The sequence below is a fragment of the Ekhidna sp. genome, from assembly GCF_965247405.1.
GTDB lineage: Bacteria > Bacteroidota > Bacteroidia > Cytophagales > Cyclobacteriaceae > Ekhidna.
The window spans coordinates 2,922,467-2,942,390 of record NZ_OZ252014.1 but is presented as its reverse complement, the minus strand read 5'-3'; the positions used below and the strand labels follow the sequence as shown (position 1 = coordinate 2,942,390).

Below are 19,924 nucleotides of genomic sequence, written 5' to 3'. Positions count from 1 at the left end.
GCCAAAAATTGAAGAATCGACTAAAAAGGGATAATTCCAGATTAAAAGGTGCCATTACACTGGAATCTTCTAAAAGTGAAAGTAATCGTGCACTCATTATCAACGCTTTGGCTGGTGGAAATGTGGCTGATATTCACAACCTTTCCAATGCTCGAGATACACAAACCATGCGTTCATTGCTGCAGGGAAAACCTGATGTTTATGATGTAAAAGATGCCGGCACCACCATGCGATTTTTGACTGCATATCTGGCAATTCATGGACAGGGTGAAATAATCACAGGCACAGATCGAATGAAAAACCGTCCAATAGGACCTCTTGTAGATGCGCTACGAACCATTGGAGCTAAGATTGAATACCTGGAGAAAGATGGATATCCTCCGTTAAAAATCCATCGAATCGAAAACCAGCTTACAAACAAAATCGCTATTCCGGGAAATATTAGTAGTCAATACATTAGTGCTTTGCTGATGATTGTCCCAAGCATGGAGCAGGGGCTAGAAATTACATTGACCTCTGAGATCTACAGCCGACCATACATTGAAATGACCCTTTCGTTGATGAAGGCTTTTGGAGTGGGAAATGAGTGGACTGGAAATTCGATTAAAGTTTCACGTCAAACCTATCAACCCGTTGAATATACCATCGAAGGTGATTGGTCTGGAGCAAGCTACTGGTATTCGTTCATTTCGATGGCACCAGAGGATTCCAAACTTCAATTACCCACCCTGAGGAAAGATTCAACTCAAGGAGATATTGCCATTGCCACCATCATGAATGATTTGGGTGTTGAAACACAATTTGAACAGAACGCGGTGTATTTGAGAAAGCTACCACTCAATCAAAAAAAACTCACGATTGATTTTAGAAGCTGCCCTGATCTGGCACAAACAGTCATGGTTTCAGCTGCTGTAATTGGAATTGAATTAGAAATGACCGGCCTGGAAAGCCTGAAAATAAAAGAGACGGATCGTATAGCAGCAATGCAACATGAGCTAGCTAAAATTGGAGCTACTCTCACAGAAAATGATAAGATGTGGTATCTAATCCCATCGGATCATCTTCCTGATGCTGTTACAATTGAAACCTATGAAGATCATCGCATGGCCATGGCATTTGCGCCTCTATGTTTGAAAATGGATGTAACCATTGATGATCCATCGGTAGTTGAAAAATCTTATCCTGGATATTGGGATGAAATAAAACGACTCTCAATTGAAATACAAGAATCTAGTAACCTACCTCTAAATCCGTAATTTCCAAATCAATAACCGCACTCGGGTGAAAAGTAGAAAACCAAACGCCCTCTTTTTCTACCCAGCCGCCCCAGCCTACTTTCAACCCACCGATGGGAACATTTGAAGTCCAGAGCTTCCAGGCTTTGGGAAAGCCATCATCACCAATGATCCATAAATAAGAATCTCCTGGAGTTACCCCTCCAGTGGTGTAAGTAACCAACAGCCCTCTTCCGTTTTTTACATTGACGGTAGATCGCATAACTCCTTCATCTCGCACTTTAAAGGGAGCCACCAACCAAAACGTGTCATTCAAAAAGTACTCATACGCTTGATACTCGATGGCATTTAGTTCATCAGATGATTGATTCAAGTCAAGAAAAACATCTCTGTCATCCCATCGAACCCTTACCTTGTTGTTGTCTATATCCCACTCATAGTTGTGATCACCCGGATAGGTAAATCTAATCATCGCAAGGGTATCATAACCGGATTTATTTAATGCTTTCAGCATTTCATCCGCTAAAGCCTCTGCTTCTTGTCCTTGTGTGCCATCAGGTACGGACTCATCAATGAATAAGTAGGCCAGAATTCCAATAATGATGAGAACAACCAGTCCAGCACCCAAAAATTTTAATATCGCTTTTATCATATCAAATCTAAAGTTGGTAATAACTTAGGTGCTTTTCTAATCTTTGTTGCCTGCTCAAACGCGTAGGCAATACTGATAAGCTTCGGCTCCTGATACTTTCCTCCGAAAATGGACATACCTACTGGTAAACCATGCACATAACCTGCAGGAACAGTAATATTCGGATATCCGGATCGGGCTGCAGGTGTGGAGCTGCCCGTCCCAAAGTGATCTCCATTGATTACATCAATGGGCCAGGCAGGCCCCCCGGTTACCCCAATGATGGCATCCAGGTTATTTTCTTTCAAAGCATTATTTATTCCGTTTCTGGAAACTTCCGTGACCACCTTTAAGTGTTCTTTGTATTCTTCATCAGTCAAAGGTCCTTTGTTCTCAGCTCGCTCTAAAATACCTTGGGGAAAATATGGCATCTCTATCTCTGCATTGTCTTTGTTGAATTGAATGACATCCGCCAGCGATTTAACTTTTACATCCGGACGAGTAGCCAGATATTTGGTCAAACCATCTTTAAATTCATAAAGTAACAGCTCCAAACCTGAATTTCCATAGGCATCATTTTCATACAGTTTGATGTCTTGGACTAAGGTTGCTCCTTGTGCCTCCATTGCTGTGAATGCTTGTTCCATGATTTCATCCACCCGCTCATGATAGCCAAGTGTCCCACTAAGCACTCCTATTCGCTTACCTTGCAGTCCGTTTGCATCCAGAAATTGGGTGTAATCCGTATAGCTATTACCTTCACTCTCTGCCGTTCGTTTATCAGCATCATCCATGCCAATACATGCCCCCAACAAACTTGCAGCATCAGCCACTGTTCTTCCCATGGGCCCGGCGGTATCCTGTGTTTCGGAAATGGGAATGATTCCGTCTCTGCTCCATAATCCCACGGTGGGTTTGATACCAACCACACCATTGGCTGAAGATGGACAGACGATCGATCCATTGGTCTCTGTTCCAATTGTCAGTGCACACATGTTTCCTGAAACCGCAGACCCTGACCCTGAGCTGGAACCACATGGATTTCGATCCAACGCATAAGGATTTCTGGTTTGGCGCCCTCTCCCACTCCAGCCGCTTGATGAACGAAACGACCTAAAATTCGCCCATTCACTTAGGTTTGTTTTTCCTAAAAGGACAGCTCCGGATTCTCTTAATTTTTTAACAATGAAAGCATCATCCGGCGCAGTGGTTCCTGCGAGCGCCATGGAGCCTGCAGTTGTCATCATTTTGTCTCCGGTATCAATATTATCCTTTATCATCACCGGAATACCGTGCAATGGTCCTCTCACATTTCCTTCCGCTCGCTCTTTATCCATCTGATCTGCAATGGACAGGGCATCAGGGTTGGATTCAAGGACGCTATTCAGCCCGTTTGATGATTGATCCTTTTCTTTGATTCGCTTCAGATATAACTCGCAAATTTGACGTGAAGTGTATTTGCCGGATTCCATCGCATCTCTCAATTGTGCAACAGTCCATTCTTCGAGCTCAAATGGTTGCTCCTCGGCTTTTGCATTTTCTGATGAAGATTCAGTAGGTGCACACGCTTTTATTCCAAGAAAAGGGATTGCCCCGGTAATTGCGCTAAGTTGGATGAAATTTCTTCGTTTCATGTTAGGTTCATTTTGGAAGGTTAGTTAAAGTCGAAGCACTAAATTTAACCACTGAATTTTCGGAATCAAACCGGCTATACAATTAAGACCTATTATGAGAAAACTTCTATTTGCTATCATCACTCTTTTCAGCTATTCCTTTAGTCAGGCACAGCCAAACACTGAAATCTATGTCATGGATCTTCGTCGATCTTCCGAAGGTTTGCTGATTGAAAAACCTCTTAACATATCAAAAAATGAAGGGTATGATAATCAACCTTCATTTTGGTCAGATGGAGAATCTGTTTTGTACGCCAGAACCATTAATGGCCAGACTGACATTGCACGATACTATTTTGACTCCAAAAACACGCTAATTATATCAAATACTAAACAAGGAAGTGAATATTCTCCTACCCCAACACCTGACGGTAGAATTTCGAGTATCCGTTTGGATACTTCCGGATTACAATTGCTTTATGCCTATAGGTTCAATGGAAAAAATGAAGTATTAGTCCCGAAACTGAAAATAGGATATCACGCCTGGGTTGACGATGCACGAATAGTTGCCTTTGTGTTAGGTGATCCTGCCACTATGCAGATTATTAACACGAAAACAGGAGAGACAGTCATAGTTGGTGAAAACATTGGAAGGTCACTTCATAAAATTCCGGATTCTAAAGACTTTAGCTATGTGGACAAAACTGCTGAGAACTGGACTATTATGCGAATGAGTCCTGTAATTCGTGAAGCAGCTGAAATTACCAATACGGTTGGTAGCGGAGAAGATTACTGCTGGACCCCAAAAGGGGAAATCCTGATGGCTGATGGGGCCAAACTTTTTGTTTGGTCAAATGACTCGGAATGGAAGCAATTTGCAGACTTGAGCAAGCAAGGCATCACGTCGATCACTAGATTAGCTGTATCTCCGGATGGAAAAAAACTGGCTGTTGCTGCGGAGTAAATTAACCTACGTTTAATTCAATAAAAAGGTAAAATCCCCTCCTGGGGAGGGGTTACATACTTCTTCGCTTATCTGGGTTATTCTGCTCGTTTATAATTGATCCTCCAATTCAGATTCCAGGTTTCTCCTCCATCCGTTGTAGCTTCCCAATCCCAGGTAAACGCATCTTCTGTAATGTTGTAAAACCGCATCCGGGAAACTGATTCTTTGCCATCGGGCTGCTTACGAAAATTGGTAGTCTGAAAGATTCGAGTTTCTCCATCCATGATTCCAATTAAATCAATATAACCACCCTGGTTGTCAGCCCATGCCTGATGCCACTTCCCGTCAGCTGGATTAAACGTGCTGATGCTCATTCCAAGGTATCCCTTGTAATTTCCTTCCGTCGCTTCAAAATTTTCCTGTATAACCCGGCCGTCAAGTTTCTTCTCAATCAGATTGGTCCCCTTACCTCCATCCCATGTCAAGTTCCATTTTCCAACCCAAAAATCCATTTTAGACAAATCCTCTTCTGAAGGCTTTGGGGGCTGCTGAGCCATTATTCCAAACGATGTAATTAAAACTGTAACTAGTAGTGTAGCTTTCATATCTGTTTAATTTTTACCGAATAAACCAAATCAATCATTGAAACTTGTAGTATATCATACACTAGAAGTAAAGTTTAGTTAAATTTTATTATCCATCTCTAAGAGATACAGACATTTGCTTTGTCATTATCTAGCTTTAATAACCAAATATGAGCTGGGAACTTATTCTTTTTTTAGCTGCAGCTATTCATGGAATACTTCTATCAATAGCATTCCTTGTTGGCAAACAAAGCCTGCAAAAGCGATTCCTTGGGATTTACTTATTGCTGTTTTCCATAACTATTCTCTACTATGTCAATTTCTGGTCACAGGCCATTGACCTTCCACTTGTTCTAATATGGCTGGGGAACATAGGTTCATGGCTTATGCCGTTTTGCTTCTATTATTTCATCAACTCAAAAGCAAGGCAAGCTAACCTGAAATTTCACTTCTTCATACCTATCGTATTTACTCTAGTTTTCTTCAGCACACACATGTTTGGTGCTTCTCAGGACTTTCAGGCCAACGTTGGACATGTGCTCATTTTTTCGAACATCCTACTATTCATAGTCTATGGGATTCCAATCTTCAAAACCCATCGATCGGAAGAAGTTAACCCACTTTTCCTAATACCATATGCGGCATTTACGCTAGGGCTGCTGGCATACAAAATCTCTTTAATGGTTGGCTTTTATACGCTGAGGCTAGATTATATCATCTGCGGGGGATTCGTAATCTTAACGTACGGCATCACCTACTTTAGCGAGTTTTCATTTCTTAAGGACAAGGTAAGACCAAAGTATTCTACAAGCAGTTTAACTAAAGAGGACGGGGATCACCTGGTAGAAAAAATCAATGAAGTCTTAAATCAAAATAAATATTATCGGGATCCGAATTTCAACCTCTCCTTGTTTGCTGAAAAAATCGGAGTACCAAAATATCGTATTTCCCAGGCGCTGAACGCCTTTTCTGACAAATCTTTCACTTCACTAATCAACGAATTCAGGATCATGGAAGCCAAAGAAAAACTCCAAAATAAAGCATCTGGTCACTTAAAACTAGAGGCCATCGGTGAGGAAGTAGGCTTCAGGAATAAAGTCTCTTTCTACAATAACTTTAAGAAGCTAGTAGGCACCTCTCCTGGAGAATTTAGAGACGAACACATGCAAAAAAGCGCTTAGTTCCAACATCTTGATCCTTTGTTGGTTTATTGAGCATGGGATTATTTAGTAGAACAACTCCGAAAGAAAAGCTTCAGAAGAAATATGAGAAGCTGATGAAAGAATCGTACACCCTTTCAAAAACAAACAGAAAGGCCAGTGACGAAAAAGCAGCAGAAGCTGACAAAGTGCTGAAAGAAATAGATGCACTCTGATGGGTGTAAAACGACCCTGGAATATTGTTGACATGCCTGTTTACAGCCTGGCGACCTATGCAGACGACCAGGTAAATATGAACATCTGCACCTATGTCACAGCTGTGAGCATGAAACCAAAGCTTTTCATGGTGGCGGTGGATTATTCCACCAAGACGTTTGAAAACCTTGAAAAGGGACGTGGTAGTGTACTTCAGATTCTCCATCAGGACCATCAAAGCCTGGTTAATCTTTTGGGTAAGAAAAGTGGAAAACAAATCAATAAAGCAGACCAGCTTGCTTCAAAAGAACTGATATCCAAATGGAGCGGTCATGAAGTGCTGGATGGAGCGTGTGGTTATCTGAAGCTGGAAATGAAGGGCAGAAAAAATGTCCAGGGTGATCACGAACTGTTTTGGTTTGAAGTGGTGAAATCCAAAACAAATTCAGAAGACAACATCTTAATGTTTCAGGATTTGATTGAAGCCGGGATTATTCTTTAAGATGGTGTCTCAAAAGCTTTTAGTAAATCTGTCATTCTGAGGAACGAAGAATCTCGAACATTTGATATCCAGGGATTAAAAAGTTTAAAGATTCTTCACATTCGTTCAGAATGACACTTTTGAGACTTTCGACGGTTATTATTATGCTGAGTCTTGAAGATTTCTCCCTGTGGTCGAAATGACAAGAAAGTGAGATTATGGAATTAAACGAACGAGATAGAAACAGAATCATAGAAATGGCTTGGGAGGATCGAACACCCTTTGAAGCGATCGAATTTCAATTCGGCCTTCCGGAAAAAGAGGTGATCAAACTCATGCGATCGGAGCTGAGGCGAAGTAGTTTCAACCTATGGCGCAAACGTGTCAATTCCGGCCCTAGCCAAAAGCACCTGAGGAAACAGCCAGATGACATGACCCGCTTCCAATCCTCCAGACAGAAGCAAATCAGTTTTAATAAAATCAGCAAGCGATAATGTTTAGCACCGATTATCAGGACATTTTAGATCAGATTGAAGCCATTGATCCGATCGATTATGGTAAGACCCGAAACTTCATCGATGGGGCAGTCACCAAGTTGTCACCTTATATTTCTCGAGGGGTCATCTCAACAAAGCAAGTATTCCAATCCGTGATGGTCAGAGGATATGACTCAAAGAAAATTGAGAAATTCATTCAGGAGCTTGCCTGGCGTGACTACTGGCAGCAAGTCTGGGTAGCCAAGAGCGATGAGATCAACTCAGATCTGAGAAGGGAACAGCCCAATGTGCAAAATCATGAAATGCCCAAAGCACTAATTGATGCACAAACCGGAATCAAAGCCATTGATGATGCCATCAACGAATACTACGAGACAGGTTATTTACATAATCATGTCCGCATGTACATCGCGAGCATCGCCTGTAATGTAGGTAAAAGCCACTGGTGGGTGCCTGCACGATGGATGTACTACCACCTACTCGATGGTGATTGGGCCAGCAACGCACTGAGTTGGCAATGGGTGTCCGGAGCTAACGCAGGCAAGGAGTACTACGCAAATCAGGGCAACATTAACAAATATTGCTACACTCGACAAAAGGGTACATTCCTGGATGTCGACTACAGTGAATTTGAAAACATGGACATTCCGGGGGTACTCAAAGAAACCATTAGTCCTAAGCTGAATACACCACTTCCTAAATCGGAAGACCTTTCGATTGATCTCAAGAAGCCGACCCTTATTTACAATTTCTACAACCTGGATCCGACCTGGCATCAATACAAGGATGCAAACCGAGTCTTGCTCTTGGAGCCAAGTGTTTTTGAGAAATATCCTGTCTCTCAAAACTCCATTGATTTCATGAAGGGCTTAGCGAAAAACATTGAAGACATTCAGGTCTTTGTTGGAGAATATGATGAATTAATAGAGGAGTATTCCATCAACGATGTGACCTTCAAAGAGCATCCACTTAATAACTACAGTGGGCTGGAAGAGCCCAGGGACTGGATGTTTAGTGTGACAGGTTATTACCGCTCATTCTTCGCTTTTTGGAAGAAATGTCAAAAGGAACTGAAGGAATGGAATCAGCAAACATTGTTTGGCTAAAGCGAGACCTTCGGTCACAAGACCATGCGGCTTTTCAGGTTGCCGAAAAGGATGGCTTGTCGTACCTGCCGATCTACATTTTCGAGCCATCGATGATTAATCATCCTGATAATTCTTTAAGACACCAGCAGTTTGTCTATCATTCGATCAAGGCTCTTAATGAAACACTAAAGCCCTTCAACCGAAGTGTTACCATATTCTTCGGTCAGGCACTGGATGTTTTCAAATACCTGGCCAACACATTCAACATCCAATCGGTCTTTTCGCATAACGAGACAGGTGTTGAACGCACCTGGATAAGAGACAAAGAAGTAGCCAGATTCTTTCATGAAGAAGGCATACTGTGGAAAGAGTTCCAGCGGGATGGGATTGTGCGTGGCATCACCAACCGAAATGGCTGGGACAAAAACTGGTTTATTACCATGTCGCAACCGGTGATTGAAAACAGCTACTCACCTTCTGAGATTTCTACTCCTGATCATCCATTTCAGCTTCCTGCTGATTACCAAAAGCAGTTGGAAGAATATCCTGATATTTTCCAGCCGGCAGGAGAGCACAATGCTTGGCGATACCTGCGATCGTTTGCCAACGATCGCGGATTCAATTACAACAAACACATCTCCAAACCAGCCGAAAGCCGAAACTCCGGAGGACGAATTTCACCCTACTTGGCATGGGGTAATCTGAGCATCAAGCAAGCTTATCAGCATGTGAAGTACCACAAGAATTTTGCTTCCAACAAACGGCCATTCGGTGCGTTTCTGACACGCTTGAAATGGCATTGTCACTTCATTCAAAAGTTTGAACAAGAATGCGAGTATGAGCACACCTGCATCAACCGCGGGTATGAGTTGCTACCCCATGAGAGCGATACGGACAAATTGCACGCATGGAAGACAGGAACGACCGGCTTCCCGATGGTGGATGCCTGCATGCGCTGTGTCACGGAGACCGGCTGGATCAACTTCCGGATGCGAGCCATGATGGTGTCTTTTCTCTGCCATCACCTGGATCAGGACTGGCGAGATGGTGTTTACCATCTCGCACAACAATTTTTGGATTATGAGCCGGGAATTCACTATCCGCAATTCCAGATGCAGGCAGGAACTACTGGCATCAATACGGTCCGAATTTACAATCCGGTAAAGCAAGGGTATGATCATGATCCCGAGGGTACATTTATCAAAAAATGGGTGCCGGAGCTGGCTGACGTGCCCACCGAGCACATTCATGAACCGTGGCTGATGACAGACATGGAGCAGGCCTTCAGTGGAGTTCAGGTCGGGAAAGATTACCCGGAACCGATCGTGGATCTTAAAGAGAGTGGTAAGCACGCTCGAAATAAAATCTGGGGTCATCGCAAGAACCAGGCGGTTAAGGATGACAGCAAACGCATTTTAGCCAAACATACGAGGGTCGGGAGAAGGAATCCATGATCTTTCTCCCCCTCTGGAGGGGGTTGGGGGGAGGATGGGCAGTTCTCCCTCTCGCGTATTGTCTCTGCATGCTTAAGTCAAGGTTTACTCTTTTAAGCTAAAGAGCTATTCCAGAATGGAATCTATGAATTACAAAAAAGTACGCATGATACAATGAAAAGACTCCATTCTGGAGTGACCTTAACTTAAGCGTCTTGAGTCTCTACCCGCCTGTAGACGGAAAGGCGATCTCATGATGAGACTGCTTCGTTCGTTCCTCACTCGCAGTGGCGATAATAATGAAGAGTCTGCCGCATTTGTCAATGCTGCTCCTGTCCCCCTCCGGAGGGGGTTAGGGGGAGGACAGTTCTTTACATCACCCTGCACACAATTTTGTAAAGATTTCTAGCTGCTCTCGAAATGACACTAAAAACGTAAACATTCCTCCTCCATTTTAGTCTTACTCACATGCACTTGACAAAATCAGATATAGAACACATGGAGCGCAAGAAGCGTCTCAACATCATCAACTCCGTTTCAGGGATAAAGCCCGCCAACCTGATCGGCACCAAATCCAAAGACGGCCAGACCAATGTGGCCATCTTCAGCAGTGTCTTACACCTGGGGAGCAACCCCGCCTTGCTGGGATTCATCACCCGACCGACAGGAGAAGTGCCCCGACACACATACGAAAACATCAAAGAAACCGGCTACTACACCATCAATCACATCCCGACTGCCATTGCTGACAAGGCCCATTATACCTCTGCCAAAGTAGACCGGGACACCTCTGAATTTGAGCAGTGCGGACTGACTGAAGAATACATCAACGGCTTTCAGGCTCCTTTTGTGAAAGAGTGCCACCTGAAGATCGGATTGAAGCTAGTGGATGAGCTTCCCATCCAAGTGAATGACACCATCATGATCATTGGAGAGATTGAAGAGCTCATCATCCCTGATGCTTCCGTGGACGACAAAGGCTACATCGATCTGTCTCTGTTTAACACAGCAGGCATCTCCGGATTGAACACCTATTACTCCCTTGCTCCGGTGGCCTCCTTCCCCTACGCCCGCCCAAACGAAATTCCTGATTTTGGCACATAAGAAACCCCACCTACCGACCAAGATCTGTGCGACCTGCGGCAAGCCCTTTACCTGGCGCAAGAAATGGGAGAAGGTGTGGGATGAAGTGAAATATTGCAGCGAGAGGTGTAGGAGGACTAAATCCGGTCACTAATTCTCCAAAAAGGCAGCAAATACATCTTTTGTAGTCACAATACCTACCAACTCATCCTTCTCTAATATTGGCAATGACTGAAAAGAAGCATTGCTGAATACCTGGGCAGCCTCCTCTATTGTAGCATTCGTTGTAAGGGATTGGACTTTTTCCGTCATCAATTCCTCAATCGAAAGCGACTTAAAAACTGTGCTTTCTTCCAGTTTTTCGCCAATAAAATCACACAAGTATTGCACTCGATTCAAATCATTTGCGCTAAGCATACCAACCAACTTTCCATTTTCCATTACCGGTAAATGATGGATTTCGTATTTATCCATCAGGTTGCGTGTATTGATCACAGGGTCATTGATGTCTATGTGATGAACTTGTTTTGTCATTATTTCAGAAATCAGTCTCGTTTTCATAACATGTTCGTTTTATCACAACGAAGATGGGCACAATGCATACTTTCCTCTATGGGCATCATCAATCACCCATATGATTTATATCAATTGTATTTTGTGCAACCTTATGAATAAATCGTTATCACCAGTTTACGACTACCCCCATGATCCCGATGCTCACCCAAATAAATGCCTTGCCAGGTTCCAAGGTTTAGTTGGCCGTTAGTAATAGGGATTGTAACTGAGCATCCTAAGGTACTTGCTTTTAAGTGAGCAGGCATATCATCCGGCCCCTCATACGTGTGTTGGTAATACGGAGCATTTTCGGGAACTGAGGCATTGAAGTGACTTTCGAAATCAGTGCGCACGGTAGGGTCTGCATTTTCATTGATGGTAATACTGGCGGAAGTGTGTTTGATAAATACATGTATCAATCCTGTATCGATCCCTGTCAGATTTACCTGACTCAAAACTTCATTCGTGATTAAATGAAATCCTCGTGAATATGGGCGTAGCGTGATTTCTAATTGTTGAAGCATGCAGTAAAGCTAAAAAACAAAAAAAGGCCATCCGAATGTTCGGACAGCCTCTTTATTCTGAGTTTTTAGTCCTTGACCTCAGAGTTCATTTACTGATTTTTTGTACATCCGAAAGAATAGGAATGGTAAGAAGCCAATGCCAAATAGCAAGAAGCTCACACCTAGCATCACCCCTGCACCAGGTAAGTGGAGCATTTTAAATGTAACCGCTGCAACAATTAAAGCAATCGAAATCGTACCTACTATCCATTTCAGTTTTTCAGATAAAACTTCCCGAGCTATCAATTTGTAGCGATTGATCAGAAATAATGGGATAAAAACACAAGAAACACCTATTGCTCCTAGTCCCATTAAAACACCTGCACCCGAAAGATGCAATAATTTAAAAGCAATTCCAGCTATCCATGTCACTGTGAACAGATAGCCTACTACATACATTAGTCGTTTCATAAACATGATTTTTGAGTAATTGAATAAAAAAATAGTTTCTTGTTGTATTTCATCCAGCCCATGCGGTGCGGTTTGCAGATAGGCTTTTTCCAGAGCTTTTTCGAATTGAAGACCTCTTTCCATCTCAATTTCCACCAGGCAGCAGAAGTGATCAATCAAGTCGTCCTTTAGTGCTTGATTTTTAATGGAGCTACTTTCAACCTCCGCTATGATTCGATCTTCGTATTCTTCATCAATCATATGGCTGACGATGTTTTTAAGTCACTGAAAATCACTTTTTCAATCGTTTTGATGAAGTCCCGCATTTCATCAAGCAAGGTCTCCTTTTGCTCCTCCCCCTTAGCGGTAAGCTTGTAATACTTGCGTATACGCTTTCCGATACTTACCTCCTCAAAAGTGAGAATTCCATCCTTCGTCATTTTATGCAGTGCCGGATACAGTGATCCATCCTTAAGATGGATCTTGCCATCGGTCTTTTCCTTCACCATCTGTGAAAGCTCGTATCCGTACATCTTGCCTTTCTCAGAAAGCACTTGTAATACGATCACTTCCAGGGTTCCTTTTAAGAGTTCTTTCGAATACATAACACAACAATACATCAATTATTGATATATTACTAATAAATACCTCATTATTTGATGTATAAAAATCAGAATCATCTTTTAAGTGAATGGAAAGGTGATTTATGATCAAAAATGATCACATTTTTAGCATGCTTTGTCCATGATTGGACATTAGCAAAACATACTCCCCTCTAAAAAATAAAATTTGAGGGTTCCACACAACTGGCATTTCGTTTGCTAAGACGGCATCAGTTTGTCTCTGATGAGCTATGAAAACAAAGATTTTCTCAATAATTATATTATTGCTGGTTCTTGGATGTTCCGGCGATGATCCTGGATTTGTGGTTGAAAAGACCACAGTGGCATTTAAAAGCAGCACATTATATCTAAATGAGGCTGATGACGCGCTGGTTGTTACCGTAGTATTGGATGAGCCTTCTAAAGAAGACGGGACATTGGAGGTGGTGTTTAGTGGTACTGCTAACACCCCAGATCATTACATTGTAATACCAGAGCTTGAAAACGGAGTATTGATGTTATCTCTGGATGAAGGTGAGGATGAAGCAATGTTTCTGATTCTACCGATTAATGATGAGGTAAACACCGGTTCCAAATCATTAACAATGGTCCTTCAAAATCCGTCAGATGGATTTGAACTAGGACAAAGCAAAGCGATCATATCAATAGAGGATAATGATGAAGATGAAAACCCGGTGGAGACGGAATCAATTGCAGTCAACTTTAGTACTCGAAAAGCATCAGTGTCTGAATCTGCAGTAGATGGATATGCAATTGAACTCTCACTTGAAAAGGCTTCTGCCATTCAACAACTCGTAGAAATAGCAGTTGCACCTTCAAATGATTATGAATACGGTGTGGACTTTAATACAGATCCGCAAATGATTGACTTCCTGATTCCTATTGTATTTGAGGCTGGTGAAACCTTTAAACTGTTAAAATTCTATCCAATAAATAATAACATCGTTAATACAAACGCAGAACTGATGTTTACTATTAGCAACTGGAGTGAAGGGTTGAAACAAGGAAGCGAGTTTGATTTCTTATTGACAGTTGATGAGGATGATGCAAACAACACTGAAGCTCACACTATCGCAGAACTTAAAGCATACTTTTCTGAGCATCAAGGTAATTGGTATTTTCCTTCGGATTATTTCATAGAGGGTGTTGTTACCAGCACTGATAATGTTCCAACGGATGAATTCATATATATACAAGATCAGACCGGAGGTATCTTAATAAGCTTTGTTCTTGATAACCTATTGTCTGTTGGTCAAAAGGTGAGACTTAATCTTAAGAATGCCACTGGCCATGAAGTAAACGGGCAAAAAGCCATGCTAGGAGTAGAAGACAGGTTAGGCACTTTACTCGGAGAAAACGTTATGGTTCAACCTGTTGAAATCACACTCGATGATTTAATAAGTGGTACATACGCTGGACAATTAGTGAAAATCAAAAACGCTTTTTTCCCTCAAGCTGACGGATTCAGGGTATGGGAAGGTTCACATGTATTATCAGTTGGTGAAAACAATCGAAATGCCATTGTCACCACATATGATCGAGCCACCTTTAGTCAGGAAATTCTGCCTACAGGTACATTCACAATAACAGGGGTAGCGGGTAGCTGGAATCACCTGCATATGACCAGCTTATACGATTTAAGTTTCTAACAACGAAAGCCACAGAACCTGCCGTGGCATTTTTATTCATTTGTATTTTTGCGTGATGCGCATCAAAGATCACTGGCAATACACGGACGATGAATATGAGAAAGTTTTTGAATCCTATAAGTTAAAACCGGGACTGTTTTCTCATGAGGCCCATCTGAGGCTGGCTTACATTCATATTCAGAAATACGGACCAGATCAAGCAGAAAAAAACATGTGCGACCAGATTAAAGGGTTTGCTGAATCGCTTGGTGCATATGACAAGTTCAACGTGACAGTAACTATCGCATCAGTTAAAACCATGCATCATTTCATGCAGAAGGCTAAATCCGATAATTTCAAAGATTTTAGTCAGGAGTTTCCTCGCTTGCTCACCAATTTCAAAGACATCTTAGGACAGCATTACGGTTTCAATGTTTTTGCTGATAAACGTGCCAGGAAAGAATTTGTGGAACCAGATCTTTTGCCTTTTTAAGATGGCTACCTTTTTCCCTACTCCGGATGACTTCAGAAAATGGTTGGAAGAAAATCATGAAAAAGAAACGGAGTTGTGGGTAGGCTATTATAAAAAAGCAACGCACAAACCAAGTATCTCCTGGCCTGAATCCGTAGATCAGGCGCTTTGTTTTGGATGGATCGATGGAATTAGAAAGCGCATTGACGAAGAAGCGTACCAGATTCGGTTTACACCCAGAAAGTCCAATAGCCACTGGAGTAATGTCAACATCAAGCGAATTGAGGAGCTTAAGAAAGCAAATCTTGTGACACCAGTTGGCTTAGCGGCCTATGCTAAAAGAGACCCTAAGAACTCAGGCAAAGCATCGTTTGAACAGAAAAAAGTCAAGCTCAGTCCCGACTTTCAAAAGCAATTGAAATCCAATAAAGCAGCATGGACCTTTTTTACAAAAAAATTAGCACCCTCCTACCAAAAGCAATCCATCCATTGGGTGATGAGTGCCAAACGTGAAGAAACACGAGAAAACAGGCTAGCTACATTGATCGAATGCTCTGCTAAAGAAGAGAAAATACCGCCATTGAAGTGGGCGAAGTAGTTTTACTAGTTAGCCCTGTTAGGGTTCTAAACCCTAACACTTTCTTATTTCTTCTTCGGATGCAACTCATGGAAAAAGATGTCTCCGTTCGGGACATCAAATTCGATCCCCTCTACTTTTAGGTTATTATCCAACTCAAAAGAAACGGTTCCAAAATCAAACCAGGCGTGCTCTTTATCCCATACAATTTCGTAAGTATCATAGTGCCAATGCTCCAAAGTAGCACTTAGTAGTGGCGCCTTTTCAAACGCTATTCTTAGCTCCCCTTCATCATTTGATACGATGATGTCACCATACATGGGGTCGTAATAAGTTCCTATCAACTCAGATTCCTCGACAGACGGTTTGGTTTCCATTTTTCGTGCTGCCTTTCTTTCGTCAACATCTTCTTTGTGACCATTTCTGGAGCGCGCTCTTTCTAAGTATTCTGCCGACCAGTCACGCATGTCTTTCTTCAGGTACTGGTTTGCTATATAATAGGTCAACGGAGTAGAAATTCCCTCCATGGTATTCGTTAGTACTACTATTCCTAGTTTCAAATCCGGCACCATCATCACTCGAGAATACATACCGTCGTATCCACCTCCATGGCTAACCGCCATTGTACCGTGGTAGTCCATCACACTCCAGCCAAGTCCATAACCTGCAAAGTGTCTGCCTGGAATGGATTCTTTAGAGCGCTCACTTAACTTGAAATTGTTGTGAGGGGTCCACAATAGGTTCTGCTGTTCCTTTTCGATATATTGCTGACCATCCCACTCCCCTCCGTTCAGGTTCATCATCATCCATTTGGCCATATCAGTGGATGAAGAAATGATCCCACCAGCAGCACTCGGTGCATCCCAGCTTGCCCATTCGATAGGAACTGTTCCGCTTTCAAGGGTAGGCTTGTGTGGTATGGCAGTGTTTTCCGGTAGATCGCTGATGCTGATCACCGTATTGCTCATCTCCAGTGGCTCCATAAAGTTCTTTTTCACATAGCTTTCCCATGTCGCACCAGTCACTTTCCTGATAACCTCTCCCGCAGTGATAAACATCAGATTCGTATAGCCATACCCATCCCTGAACTCATATGCTTCAGGCACATATGCTGCATTCTTAATGATTTCTTCCGGTGTTTTTTCTGACTTGTACCAGATCACATCTCCGCTAAATGTGCCTAGTCCAACTCGATGGCACAGCAAATCTTCAATTGTAACCATTGAAGAAATGTATTCATCTCCATAAAGCGTGAAATAGGGAAGGTAATCTCTCACTTTGTCCTTCCACGAAAGCTTTCCCTCTTCTGCTAATCTTGCAATGCATGAAGCTACGAATGCCTTGGAATTTGAAGCGATTGCAAAAAGCGTATTATCATCCACTTTATCTTTTCTGCCAATCTCTTTGACTCCATATCCCTTGCTCAAAACCACTTCCCCATCTTTTACGATCGCCACGGCCATGCCCGGCACGTTCCAGTCGTTTCTGGCTTGTTCGATGTAAGTATCAATGGCCTTGACATCAACCTGTGCCTGGCCTGATATAAATAAAAATAATAGGGAGAGGGTTAGTAGCTTTTTCATTCTTCTTTGTTTGATGAAGAACGAAAATACAAAAGAAAGTGCTTTGCTACTACCAGGTTGAGCTTTTGGTGTTTAACACCGCCTTCATGATGTCTTTCTGACTGATCTGGCCGATGAGTTTCCCCTCGTGGACAACAGGAAAGCGTCTGAGTCTTTTTTCAAGAAACATCTTGGCAGCTTCGAAAATGTTCAGTCCTGGATTGACGGTAACCACATTTTTGGCCATATGCTCAGCAACTAATCCAGTGAATATTGGCATGTTGTCATACTTTCCTTTCACCACTTCTTTCAGACAGTCACCTTCAGAAATCACACCAACAAGCTGTCCATGATCATCTACTACAGGACCACCTGAAATCTTGTGCTTCATCAAAGTTTCCACCACCTCGTGCATGGGTTGCTCCGGCTTAAAAGTGATAAGCTTCCTTGCCATGTAGTCTTCTACTTTAAGTGCTTGTGATTCCTGTGTTTTTGGAGCTTCTGCCCCTCTGTAGCTCATTACCATATTTAGCTGAATTTAAATGATTAAGTAGAATAGAATCTACTCAAAAAACTCTAAAAAGCAAAATTTAGTATGCTTAAAGATTAGCTGGAATGATCCGAAACAATCACCCACTCGTTTCCTAGCCTCCTGAAAATAAGAGAGAAATGGCCATGGGGATTATCACTTTTACGTTTCAAACTCCATTTCCCAATCACCGTCCAAAAGTCTTCGCTCAAAGGCTCTACAATAATCAGGTTAAACGTTAGCTGACCCATCGTAGCTTTATCAGGGTAGGATTTTTTATAGTTATTCAAAGTTTGCTGCCAGCCATAGGTCACCCCCTGGCTACCAATGAATACCAGCTGATCTGACTTCCAATATCCCTCCATGAAACACTCAAGATCTCCTGCATTCCAACATTCCTCCTGCTGGGCCAGCACCTCTCTGATTGCAACTTCGTCTGGATTCTGAGAATAGGTAAAAAATGAAAGTATGATTAGTGGAAGAAAAGCAAGGAATCTCATTTCCGCAGATACGTTTGAATCTTTGCTTTTAACGATTCTTTGTCTGTGGTAATATGTGGATCGCTGTAAATTTTCAACATGAGCTCCCTGAGTACATCCTCATCATAGCCCAGCCTACTTGCGATTTTAGCACAATACTTTATTTCTTCTTTGTAAATGCGGCCATCTATTTTCATAAGCTGAACCACATTGTACAGATAATCGTAGCGCTGATCATCATTTAATGTTTCCAATCCTTCAATAACGGATGGGTCTTCAAACGACTCACTGATTTCTTCATTGGAAAGACCGTTTGCTTTTCCAATCTCTTTAATCAGGTCGATCTCTTCCTGAACAACCACACCATCTACTCGAGCCAGTTGCACCAGCATATTCAAATGTGAACGGACAATATTTGGAAAATTATTTGCGATGATCTTTTACTTTTTGAGTTCGCTACTGTTTTATGAGTGCTTCACAAAAGTAAAGCCACCCACGTTAATCTCAAACTATAATATTTCCTGTATATCTTGAGCATCAGATGAATTTTCTTGCTCATTTATATTTAAGTGGTAATAATGAAGAGGTTTTGGTAGGAAACTTTATCGGAGATTTCGTGAAAGGAGCTCAGTTAAACAAATACCCTGAGCAAGTGCAAAAAGGGATCAGGCTGCACCGTAGCATTGATTATTTTACTGATACAAACGATATTGTTCTTCAAAGCAAAATTCGATTGAGAGAAAAATTCAGGCATTATGCACCAGTTATCGTAGATGTCTTTTACGATCATTTTCTTGCCCGTGATTGGTCTAAGTTTTCAAATATGCCATTAATGGAATACACCTTAAATTTCTATCAGCTGATGAATAAGTACCTGGAAATGATCCCAAAAGGCGTGGTTCGGATGCTTAGCTACATGTCTCAAGATAACTGGTTATATAACTATCAGTACATCGAGGGCATTGACCGTGCACTTACCGGAATGAGCAAACGCACAAAGTTTGACAGTAAGATGGAGCATGCATCAAATGCATTAAAGGAGAATTATTCTGACTTTGAGGCCGAATTCAATCAGTTTTTCCCAGAATTGCAAACACATGTGAGCAACTTTGAAGAATAAAATGAGCATGATTGGCTTGAGAGGCTAATTCGTACGTCTGAAAAATTCATGCAAATACCATGTGGTAATAATATTTAATCCTAACACATGAAAGATATTCTGATCGTTGGTCTGGGAGGTTTTATTGGAAGTGCTGCGCGGTACGCGGTGTACCTGTCTACGGCTAAGTACTATTCCGATAAACCCTACTCCGGAACTTTAGTCGTAAACCTTGTTGGCTGCCTTTTGATTGGTTTGCTGAGTGGTGGATTGATAAAATTAAGCAACCAAACCGGCCTTTTTTTGATCGCTGGTCTTTGTGGTGGGTTCACTACCTTTTCCACTTTTGCTCTGGATGGACTGAAGTTGATTCGTGATGGGTTGATCGTTCAGTTTATTCTCTATGCCTCTGTGAGTATGGTTGGAGGATTGGTTATTTGCCTTGCTGGATTTTACCTCATGAATAAAGCATAATCTTTCTTTCATTATCTTCGTTATATA

At 42.1% G+C, this 19,924-nt stretch carries 26 protein-coding genes; 15 read left to right on the top strand and 11 right to left on the bottom strand.

The genetic code is table 11. From position 1 onward, the window contains the following. Positions 1-8 precede the first annotated feature (8 nt). Positions 9-1,256 (top strand): 3-phosphoshikimate 1-carboxyvinyltransferase, encoded by a 1,248-nt coding sequence (locus ACP14Y_RS13505; RefSeq protein ID WP_424963460.1) that lies wholly within the window; start codon positions 9-11, stop codon positions 1,254-1,256. On the opposite strand, the gene ACP14Y_RS13500 is transcribed toward ACP14Y_RS13505, so the two are convergent. After that, the gene (locus tag ACP14Y_RS13500) at positions 1,231-1,887 is read right to left on the bottom strand and encodes a hypothetical protein (RefSeq protein WP_424963459.1); all 657 of its coding nucleotides are present in this window, start codon (positions 1,885-1,887) and stop codon (positions 1,231-1,233) included. The genes ACP14Y_RS13505 and ACP14Y_RS13500 overlap by 26 nt on opposite strands. Beyond that, positions 1,884-3,500 carry an amidase gene (locus ACP14Y_RS13495; RefSeq protein WP_424963458.1) on the bottom strand — a complete coding sequence of 539 codons (1,617 nt, stop codon included), beginning with the start codon at positions 3,498-3,500 and terminating at the stop codon, positions 1,884-1,886. The genes ACP14Y_RS13500 and ACP14Y_RS13495 overlap by 4 nt, the downstream gene beginning before the upstream one ends. A gap of 94 nt (positions 3,501-3,594) precedes the next feature. Between ACP14Y_RS13495 and ACP14Y_RS13490 the strand changes: the two genes are divergently transcribed. Next, positions 3,595-4,443: a TolB family protein gene (locus ACP14Y_RS13490; protein WP_424963457.1), complete on the top strand. Its 849-nt coding sequence runs from the start codon at positions 3,595-3,597 to the stop codon at positions 4,441-4,443. Positions 4,444-4,520: 77 nt separating this feature from the next. Here ACP14Y_RS13490 and ACP14Y_RS13485 read toward each other — a convergent pair whose 3' ends face one another. Next, a complete protein-coding gene (locus ACP14Y_RS13485; RefSeq protein WP_424963456.1) occupies positions 4,521-5,030 on the bottom strand; it encodes a hypothetical protein in 510 nt (169 codons plus the stop codon). 149 nt (positions 5,031-5,179) lie between these two features. Here ACP14Y_RS13485 and ACP14Y_RS13480 point away from each other — a divergent pair, with 149 nt between their 5' ends. From ACP14Y_RS13480 to ACP14Y_RS13445, 8 genes are all read left to right on the top strand, one after another. Then, positions 5,180-6,190: a helix-turn-helix domain-containing protein gene (locus ACP14Y_RS13480; RefSeq protein ID WP_424963455.1), complete on the top strand. Its 1,011-nt coding sequence runs from the start codon at positions 5,180-5,182 to the stop codon at positions 6,188-6,190. A gap of 35 nt (positions 6,191-6,225) precedes the next feature. After that, the gene (locus ACP14Y_RS13475) at positions 6,226-6,384 is read left to right on the top strand and encodes a Lacal_2735 family protein (RefSeq protein WP_424963454.1); all 159 of its coding nucleotides are present in this window, start codon (positions 6,226-6,228) and stop codon (positions 6,382-6,384) included. Next, entirely contained in the window at positions 6,384-6,866 is a 483-nt protein-coding gene (locus ACP14Y_RS13470; protein WP_424963453.1) for a flavin reductase, read from the top strand. Before ACP14Y_RS13475 ends, ACP14Y_RS13470 begins: the two co-directional genes overlap by 1 nt. A gap of 197 nt (positions 6,867-7,063) precedes the next feature. Beyond that, entirely contained in the window at positions 7,064-7,339 is a 276-nt protein-coding gene (locus ACP14Y_RS13465) for a TIGR03643 family protein (protein WP_424963452.1), read from the top strand. Beyond that, on the top strand, positions 7,339-8,448 hold the full coding sequence (locus ACP14Y_RS13460; RefSeq protein WP_424963451.1) for an FAD-binding domain-containing protein: 1,110 nt from the start codon (positions 7,339-7,341) through the stop codon (positions 8,446-8,448). Before ACP14Y_RS13465 ends, ACP14Y_RS13460 begins: the two co-directional genes overlap by 1 nt. Beyond that, entirely contained in the window at positions 8,400-9,884 is a 1,485-nt protein-coding gene (locus ACP14Y_RS13455) for a deoxyribodipyrimidine photo-lyase/cryptochrome family protein (protein WP_424963450.1), read from the top strand. Before ACP14Y_RS13460 ends, ACP14Y_RS13455 begins: the two co-directional genes overlap by 49 nt. A gap of 447 nt (positions 9,885-10,331) precedes the next feature. After that, the gene (locus tag ACP14Y_RS13450) at positions 10,332-10,967 is read left to right on the top strand and encodes a flavin reductase family protein (RefSeq protein WP_424963449.1); all 636 of its coding nucleotides are present in this window, start codon (positions 10,332-10,334) and stop codon (positions 10,965-10,967) included. Continuing rightward, positions 10,954-11,100 (top strand): DUF2256 domain-containing protein, encoded by a 147-nt coding sequence (locus ACP14Y_RS13445; RefSeq protein ID WP_424964440.1) that lies wholly within the window; start codon positions 10,954-10,956, stop codon positions 11,098-11,100. Before ACP14Y_RS13450 ends, ACP14Y_RS13445 begins: the two co-directional genes overlap by 14 nt. Here the strand turns inward: ACP14Y_RS13445 and ACP14Y_RS13440 are convergent. From ACP14Y_RS13440 to ACP14Y_RS13425, 4 genes are all read right to left on the bottom strand, one after another. Further along, on the bottom strand, positions 11,097-11,507 hold the full coding sequence (locus ACP14Y_RS13440; RefSeq protein WP_424963448.1) for a CBS domain-containing protein: 411 nt from the start codon (positions 11,505-11,507) through the stop codon (positions 11,097-11,099). The two genes, ACP14Y_RS13445 and ACP14Y_RS13440, sit on opposite strands and share 4 nt — an antisense overlap. 104 nt (positions 11,508-11,611) lie before the next feature. Further along, entirely contained in the window at positions 11,612-12,025 is a 414-nt protein-coding gene (locus ACP14Y_RS13435) for a secondary thiamine-phosphate synthase enzyme YjbQ (protein WP_424963447.1), read from the bottom strand. Positions 12,026-12,103: 78 nt separating this feature from the next. Further along, on the bottom strand, positions 12,104-12,715 hold the full coding sequence (locus ACP14Y_RS13430; protein WP_424963446.1) for a hypothetical protein: 612 nt from the start codon (positions 12,713-12,715) through the stop codon (positions 12,104-12,106). Next, entirely contained in the window at positions 12,712-13,059 is a 348-nt protein-coding gene (locus ACP14Y_RS13425) for a PadR family transcriptional regulator (protein ID WP_424963445.1), read from the bottom strand. Before ACP14Y_RS13425 ends, ACP14Y_RS13430 begins: the two co-directional genes overlap by 4 nt. A 248-nt stretch (positions 13,060-13,307) precedes the next feature. Here ACP14Y_RS13425 and ACP14Y_RS13420 point away from each other — a divergent pair, with 248 nt between their 5' ends. The 3 genes from ACP14Y_RS13420 to ACP14Y_RS13410 are packed head-to-tail and all read left to right on the top strand — an operon-like array spanning position 13,308 to position 15,775. Then, complete coding sequence (locus ACP14Y_RS13420) at positions 13,308-14,726, top strand: DUF5689 domain-containing protein (protein ID WP_424963444.1); 1,419 nt, start codon at positions 13,308-13,310, stop codon at positions 14,724-14,726. A 55-nt stretch (positions 14,727-14,781) separates the two neighbouring features. Continuing rightward, a complete protein-coding gene (locus ACP14Y_RS13415) occupies positions 14,782-15,198 on the top strand; it encodes a hypothetical protein (protein ID WP_424963443.1) in 417 nt (138 codons plus the stop codon). 1 nt (position 15,199) lies between these two features. After that, positions 15,200-15,775 carry a YdeI/OmpD-associated family protein gene (locus ACP14Y_RS13410; protein WP_424963442.1) on the top strand — a complete coding sequence of 192 codons (576 nt, stop codon included), beginning with the start codon at positions 15,200-15,202 and terminating at the stop codon, positions 15,773-15,775. A 44-nt stretch (positions 15,776-15,819) separates the two neighbouring features. On the opposite strand, the gene ACP14Y_RS13405 is transcribed toward ACP14Y_RS13410, so the two are convergent. From ACP14Y_RS13405 to ACP14Y_RS13390, 4 genes are all read right to left on the bottom strand, one after another. Further along, entirely contained in the window at positions 15,820-17,337 is a 1,518-nt protein-coding gene (locus tag ACP14Y_RS13405; protein ID WP_424963441.1) for a serine hydrolase, read from the bottom strand. A 49-nt stretch (positions 17,338-17,386) separates the two neighbouring features. Continuing rightward, positions 17,387-17,836: a CBS domain-containing protein gene (locus ACP14Y_RS13400; protein ID WP_349564564.1), complete on the bottom strand. Its 450-nt coding sequence runs from the start codon at positions 17,834-17,836 to the stop codon at positions 17,387-17,389. A gap of 86 nt (positions 17,837-17,922) precedes the next feature. Then, complete coding sequence (locus ACP14Y_RS13395; protein WP_424963440.1) at positions 17,923-18,345, bottom strand: YybH family protein; 423 nt, start codon at positions 18,343-18,345, stop codon at positions 17,923-17,925. Beyond that, positions 18,342-18,716 carry a TerB family tellurite resistance protein gene (locus ACP14Y_RS13390; RefSeq protein WP_349564568.1) on the bottom strand — a complete coding sequence of 125 codons (375 nt, stop codon included), beginning with the start codon at positions 18,714-18,716 and terminating at the stop codon, positions 18,342-18,344. Before ACP14Y_RS13390 ends, ACP14Y_RS13395 begins: the two co-directional genes overlap by 4 nt. Positions 18,717-18,865: 149 nt before the next feature. Here ACP14Y_RS13390 and ACP14Y_RS13385 point away from each other — a divergent pair, with 149 nt between their 5' ends. Then, positions 18,866-19,444, top strand: coding sequence for an ACP phosphodiesterase (locus ACP14Y_RS13385; protein WP_424963439.1), 579 nt, complete (start codon positions 18,866-18,868; stop codon positions 19,442-19,444). Positions 19,445-19,531: 87 nt separating this feature from the next. Beyond that, positions 19,532-19,897: a fluoride efflux transporter FluC gene (locus ACP14Y_RS13380; RefSeq protein ID WP_424963438.1), complete on the top strand. Its 366-nt coding sequence runs from the start codon at positions 19,532-19,534 to the stop codon at positions 19,895-19,897. Positions 19,898-19,924 lie beyond the last annotated feature (27 nt).

Coding starts and splice junctions, on each gene's coding strand:
- ACP14Y_RS13465 (WP_424963452.1), top strand. CDS start 7,064: ATGGAATTAAACGAACGAGATAGAAACAGAATCATAGAAATGGCTTGG.
- ACP14Y_RS13395 (WP_424963440.1), bottom strand. CDS start 18,345: ATGAGATTCCTTGCTTTTCTTCCACTAATCATACTTTCATTTTTTACC.
- ACP14Y_RS13405 (WP_424963441.1), bottom strand. CDS start 17,337: ATGAAAAAGCTACTAACCCTCTCCCTATTATTTTTATTTATATCAGGC.
- ACP14Y_RS13450 (WP_424963449.1), top strand. CDS start 10,332: ATGCACTTGACAAAATCAGATATAGAACACATGGAGCGCAAGAAGCGT.
- ACP14Y_RS13490 (WP_424963457.1), top strand. CDS start 3,595: ATGAGAAAACTTCTATTTGCTATCATCACTCTTTTCAGCTATTCCTTT.
- ACP14Y_RS13380 (WP_424963438.1), top strand. CDS start 19,532: ATGAAAGATATTCTGATCGTTGGTCTGGGAGGTTTTATTGGAAGTGCT.
- ACP14Y_RS13495 (WP_424963458.1), bottom strand. CDS start 3,500: ATGAAACGAAGAAATTTCATCCAACTTAGCGCAATTACCGGGGCAATC.
- ACP14Y_RS13470 (WP_424963453.1), top strand. CDS start 6,384: ATGGGTGTAAAACGACCCTGGAATATTGTTGACATGCCTGTTTACAGC.
- ACP14Y_RS13415 (WP_424963443.1), top strand. CDS start 14,782: ATGCGCATCAAAGATCACTGGCAATACACGGACGATGAATATGAGAAA.
- ACP14Y_RS13435 (WP_424963447.1), bottom strand. CDS start 12,025: ATGCTTCAACAATTAGAAATCACGCTACGCCCATATTCACGAGGATTT.
- ACP14Y_RS13440 (WP_424963448.1), bottom strand. CDS start 11,507: ATGAAAACGAGACTGATTTCTGAAATAATGACAAAACAAGTTCATCAC.
- ACP14Y_RS13390 (WP_349564568.1), bottom strand. CDS start 18,716: ATGCTGGTGCAACTGGCTCGAGTAGATGGTGTGGTTGTTCAGGAAGAG.
- ACP14Y_RS13460 (WP_424963451.1), top strand. CDS start 7,339: ATGTTTAGCACCGATTATCAGGACATTTTAGATCAGATTGAAGCCATT.
- ACP14Y_RS13500 (WP_424963459.1), bottom strand. CDS start 1,887: ATGATAAAAGCGATATTAAAATTTTTGGGTGCTGGACTGGTTGTTCTC.
- ACP14Y_RS13480 (WP_424963455.1), top strand. CDS start 5,180: ATGAGCTGGGAACTTATTCTTTTTTTAGCTGCAGCTATTCATGGAATA.
- ACP14Y_RS13430 (WP_424963446.1), bottom strand. CDS start 12,715: ATGATTGATGAAGAATACGAAGATCGAATCATAGCGGAGGTTGAAAGT.
- ACP14Y_RS13425 (WP_424963445.1), bottom strand. CDS start 13,059: ATGTATTCGAAAGAACTCTTAAAAGGAACCCTGGAAGTGATCGTATTA.
- ACP14Y_RS13385 (WP_424963439.1), top strand. CDS start 18,866: ATGAATTTTCTTGCTCATTTATATTTAAGTGGTAATAATGAAGAGGTT.
- ACP14Y_RS13485 (WP_424963456.1), bottom strand. CDS start 5,030: ATGAAAGCTACACTACTAGTTACAGTTTTAATTACATCGTTTGGAATA.
- ACP14Y_RS13475 (WP_424963454.1), top strand. CDS start 6,226: ATGGGATTATTTAGTAGAACAACTCCGAAAGAAAAGCTTCAGAAGAAA.
- ACP14Y_RS13420 (WP_424963444.1), top strand. CDS start 13,308: ATGAAAACAAAGATTTTCTCAATAATTATATTATTGCTGGTTCTTGGA.
- ACP14Y_RS13400 (WP_349564564.1), bottom strand. CDS start 17,836: ATGAGCTACAGAGGGGCAGAAGCTCCAAAAACACAGGAATCACAAGCA.
- ACP14Y_RS13410 (WP_424963442.1), top strand. CDS start 15,200: ATGGCTACCTTTTTCCCTACTCCGGATGACTTCAGAAAATGGTTGGAA.
- ACP14Y_RS13455 (WP_424963450.1), top strand. CDS start 8,400: ATGTCAAAAGGAACTGAAGGAATGGAATCAGCAAACATTGTTTGGCTA.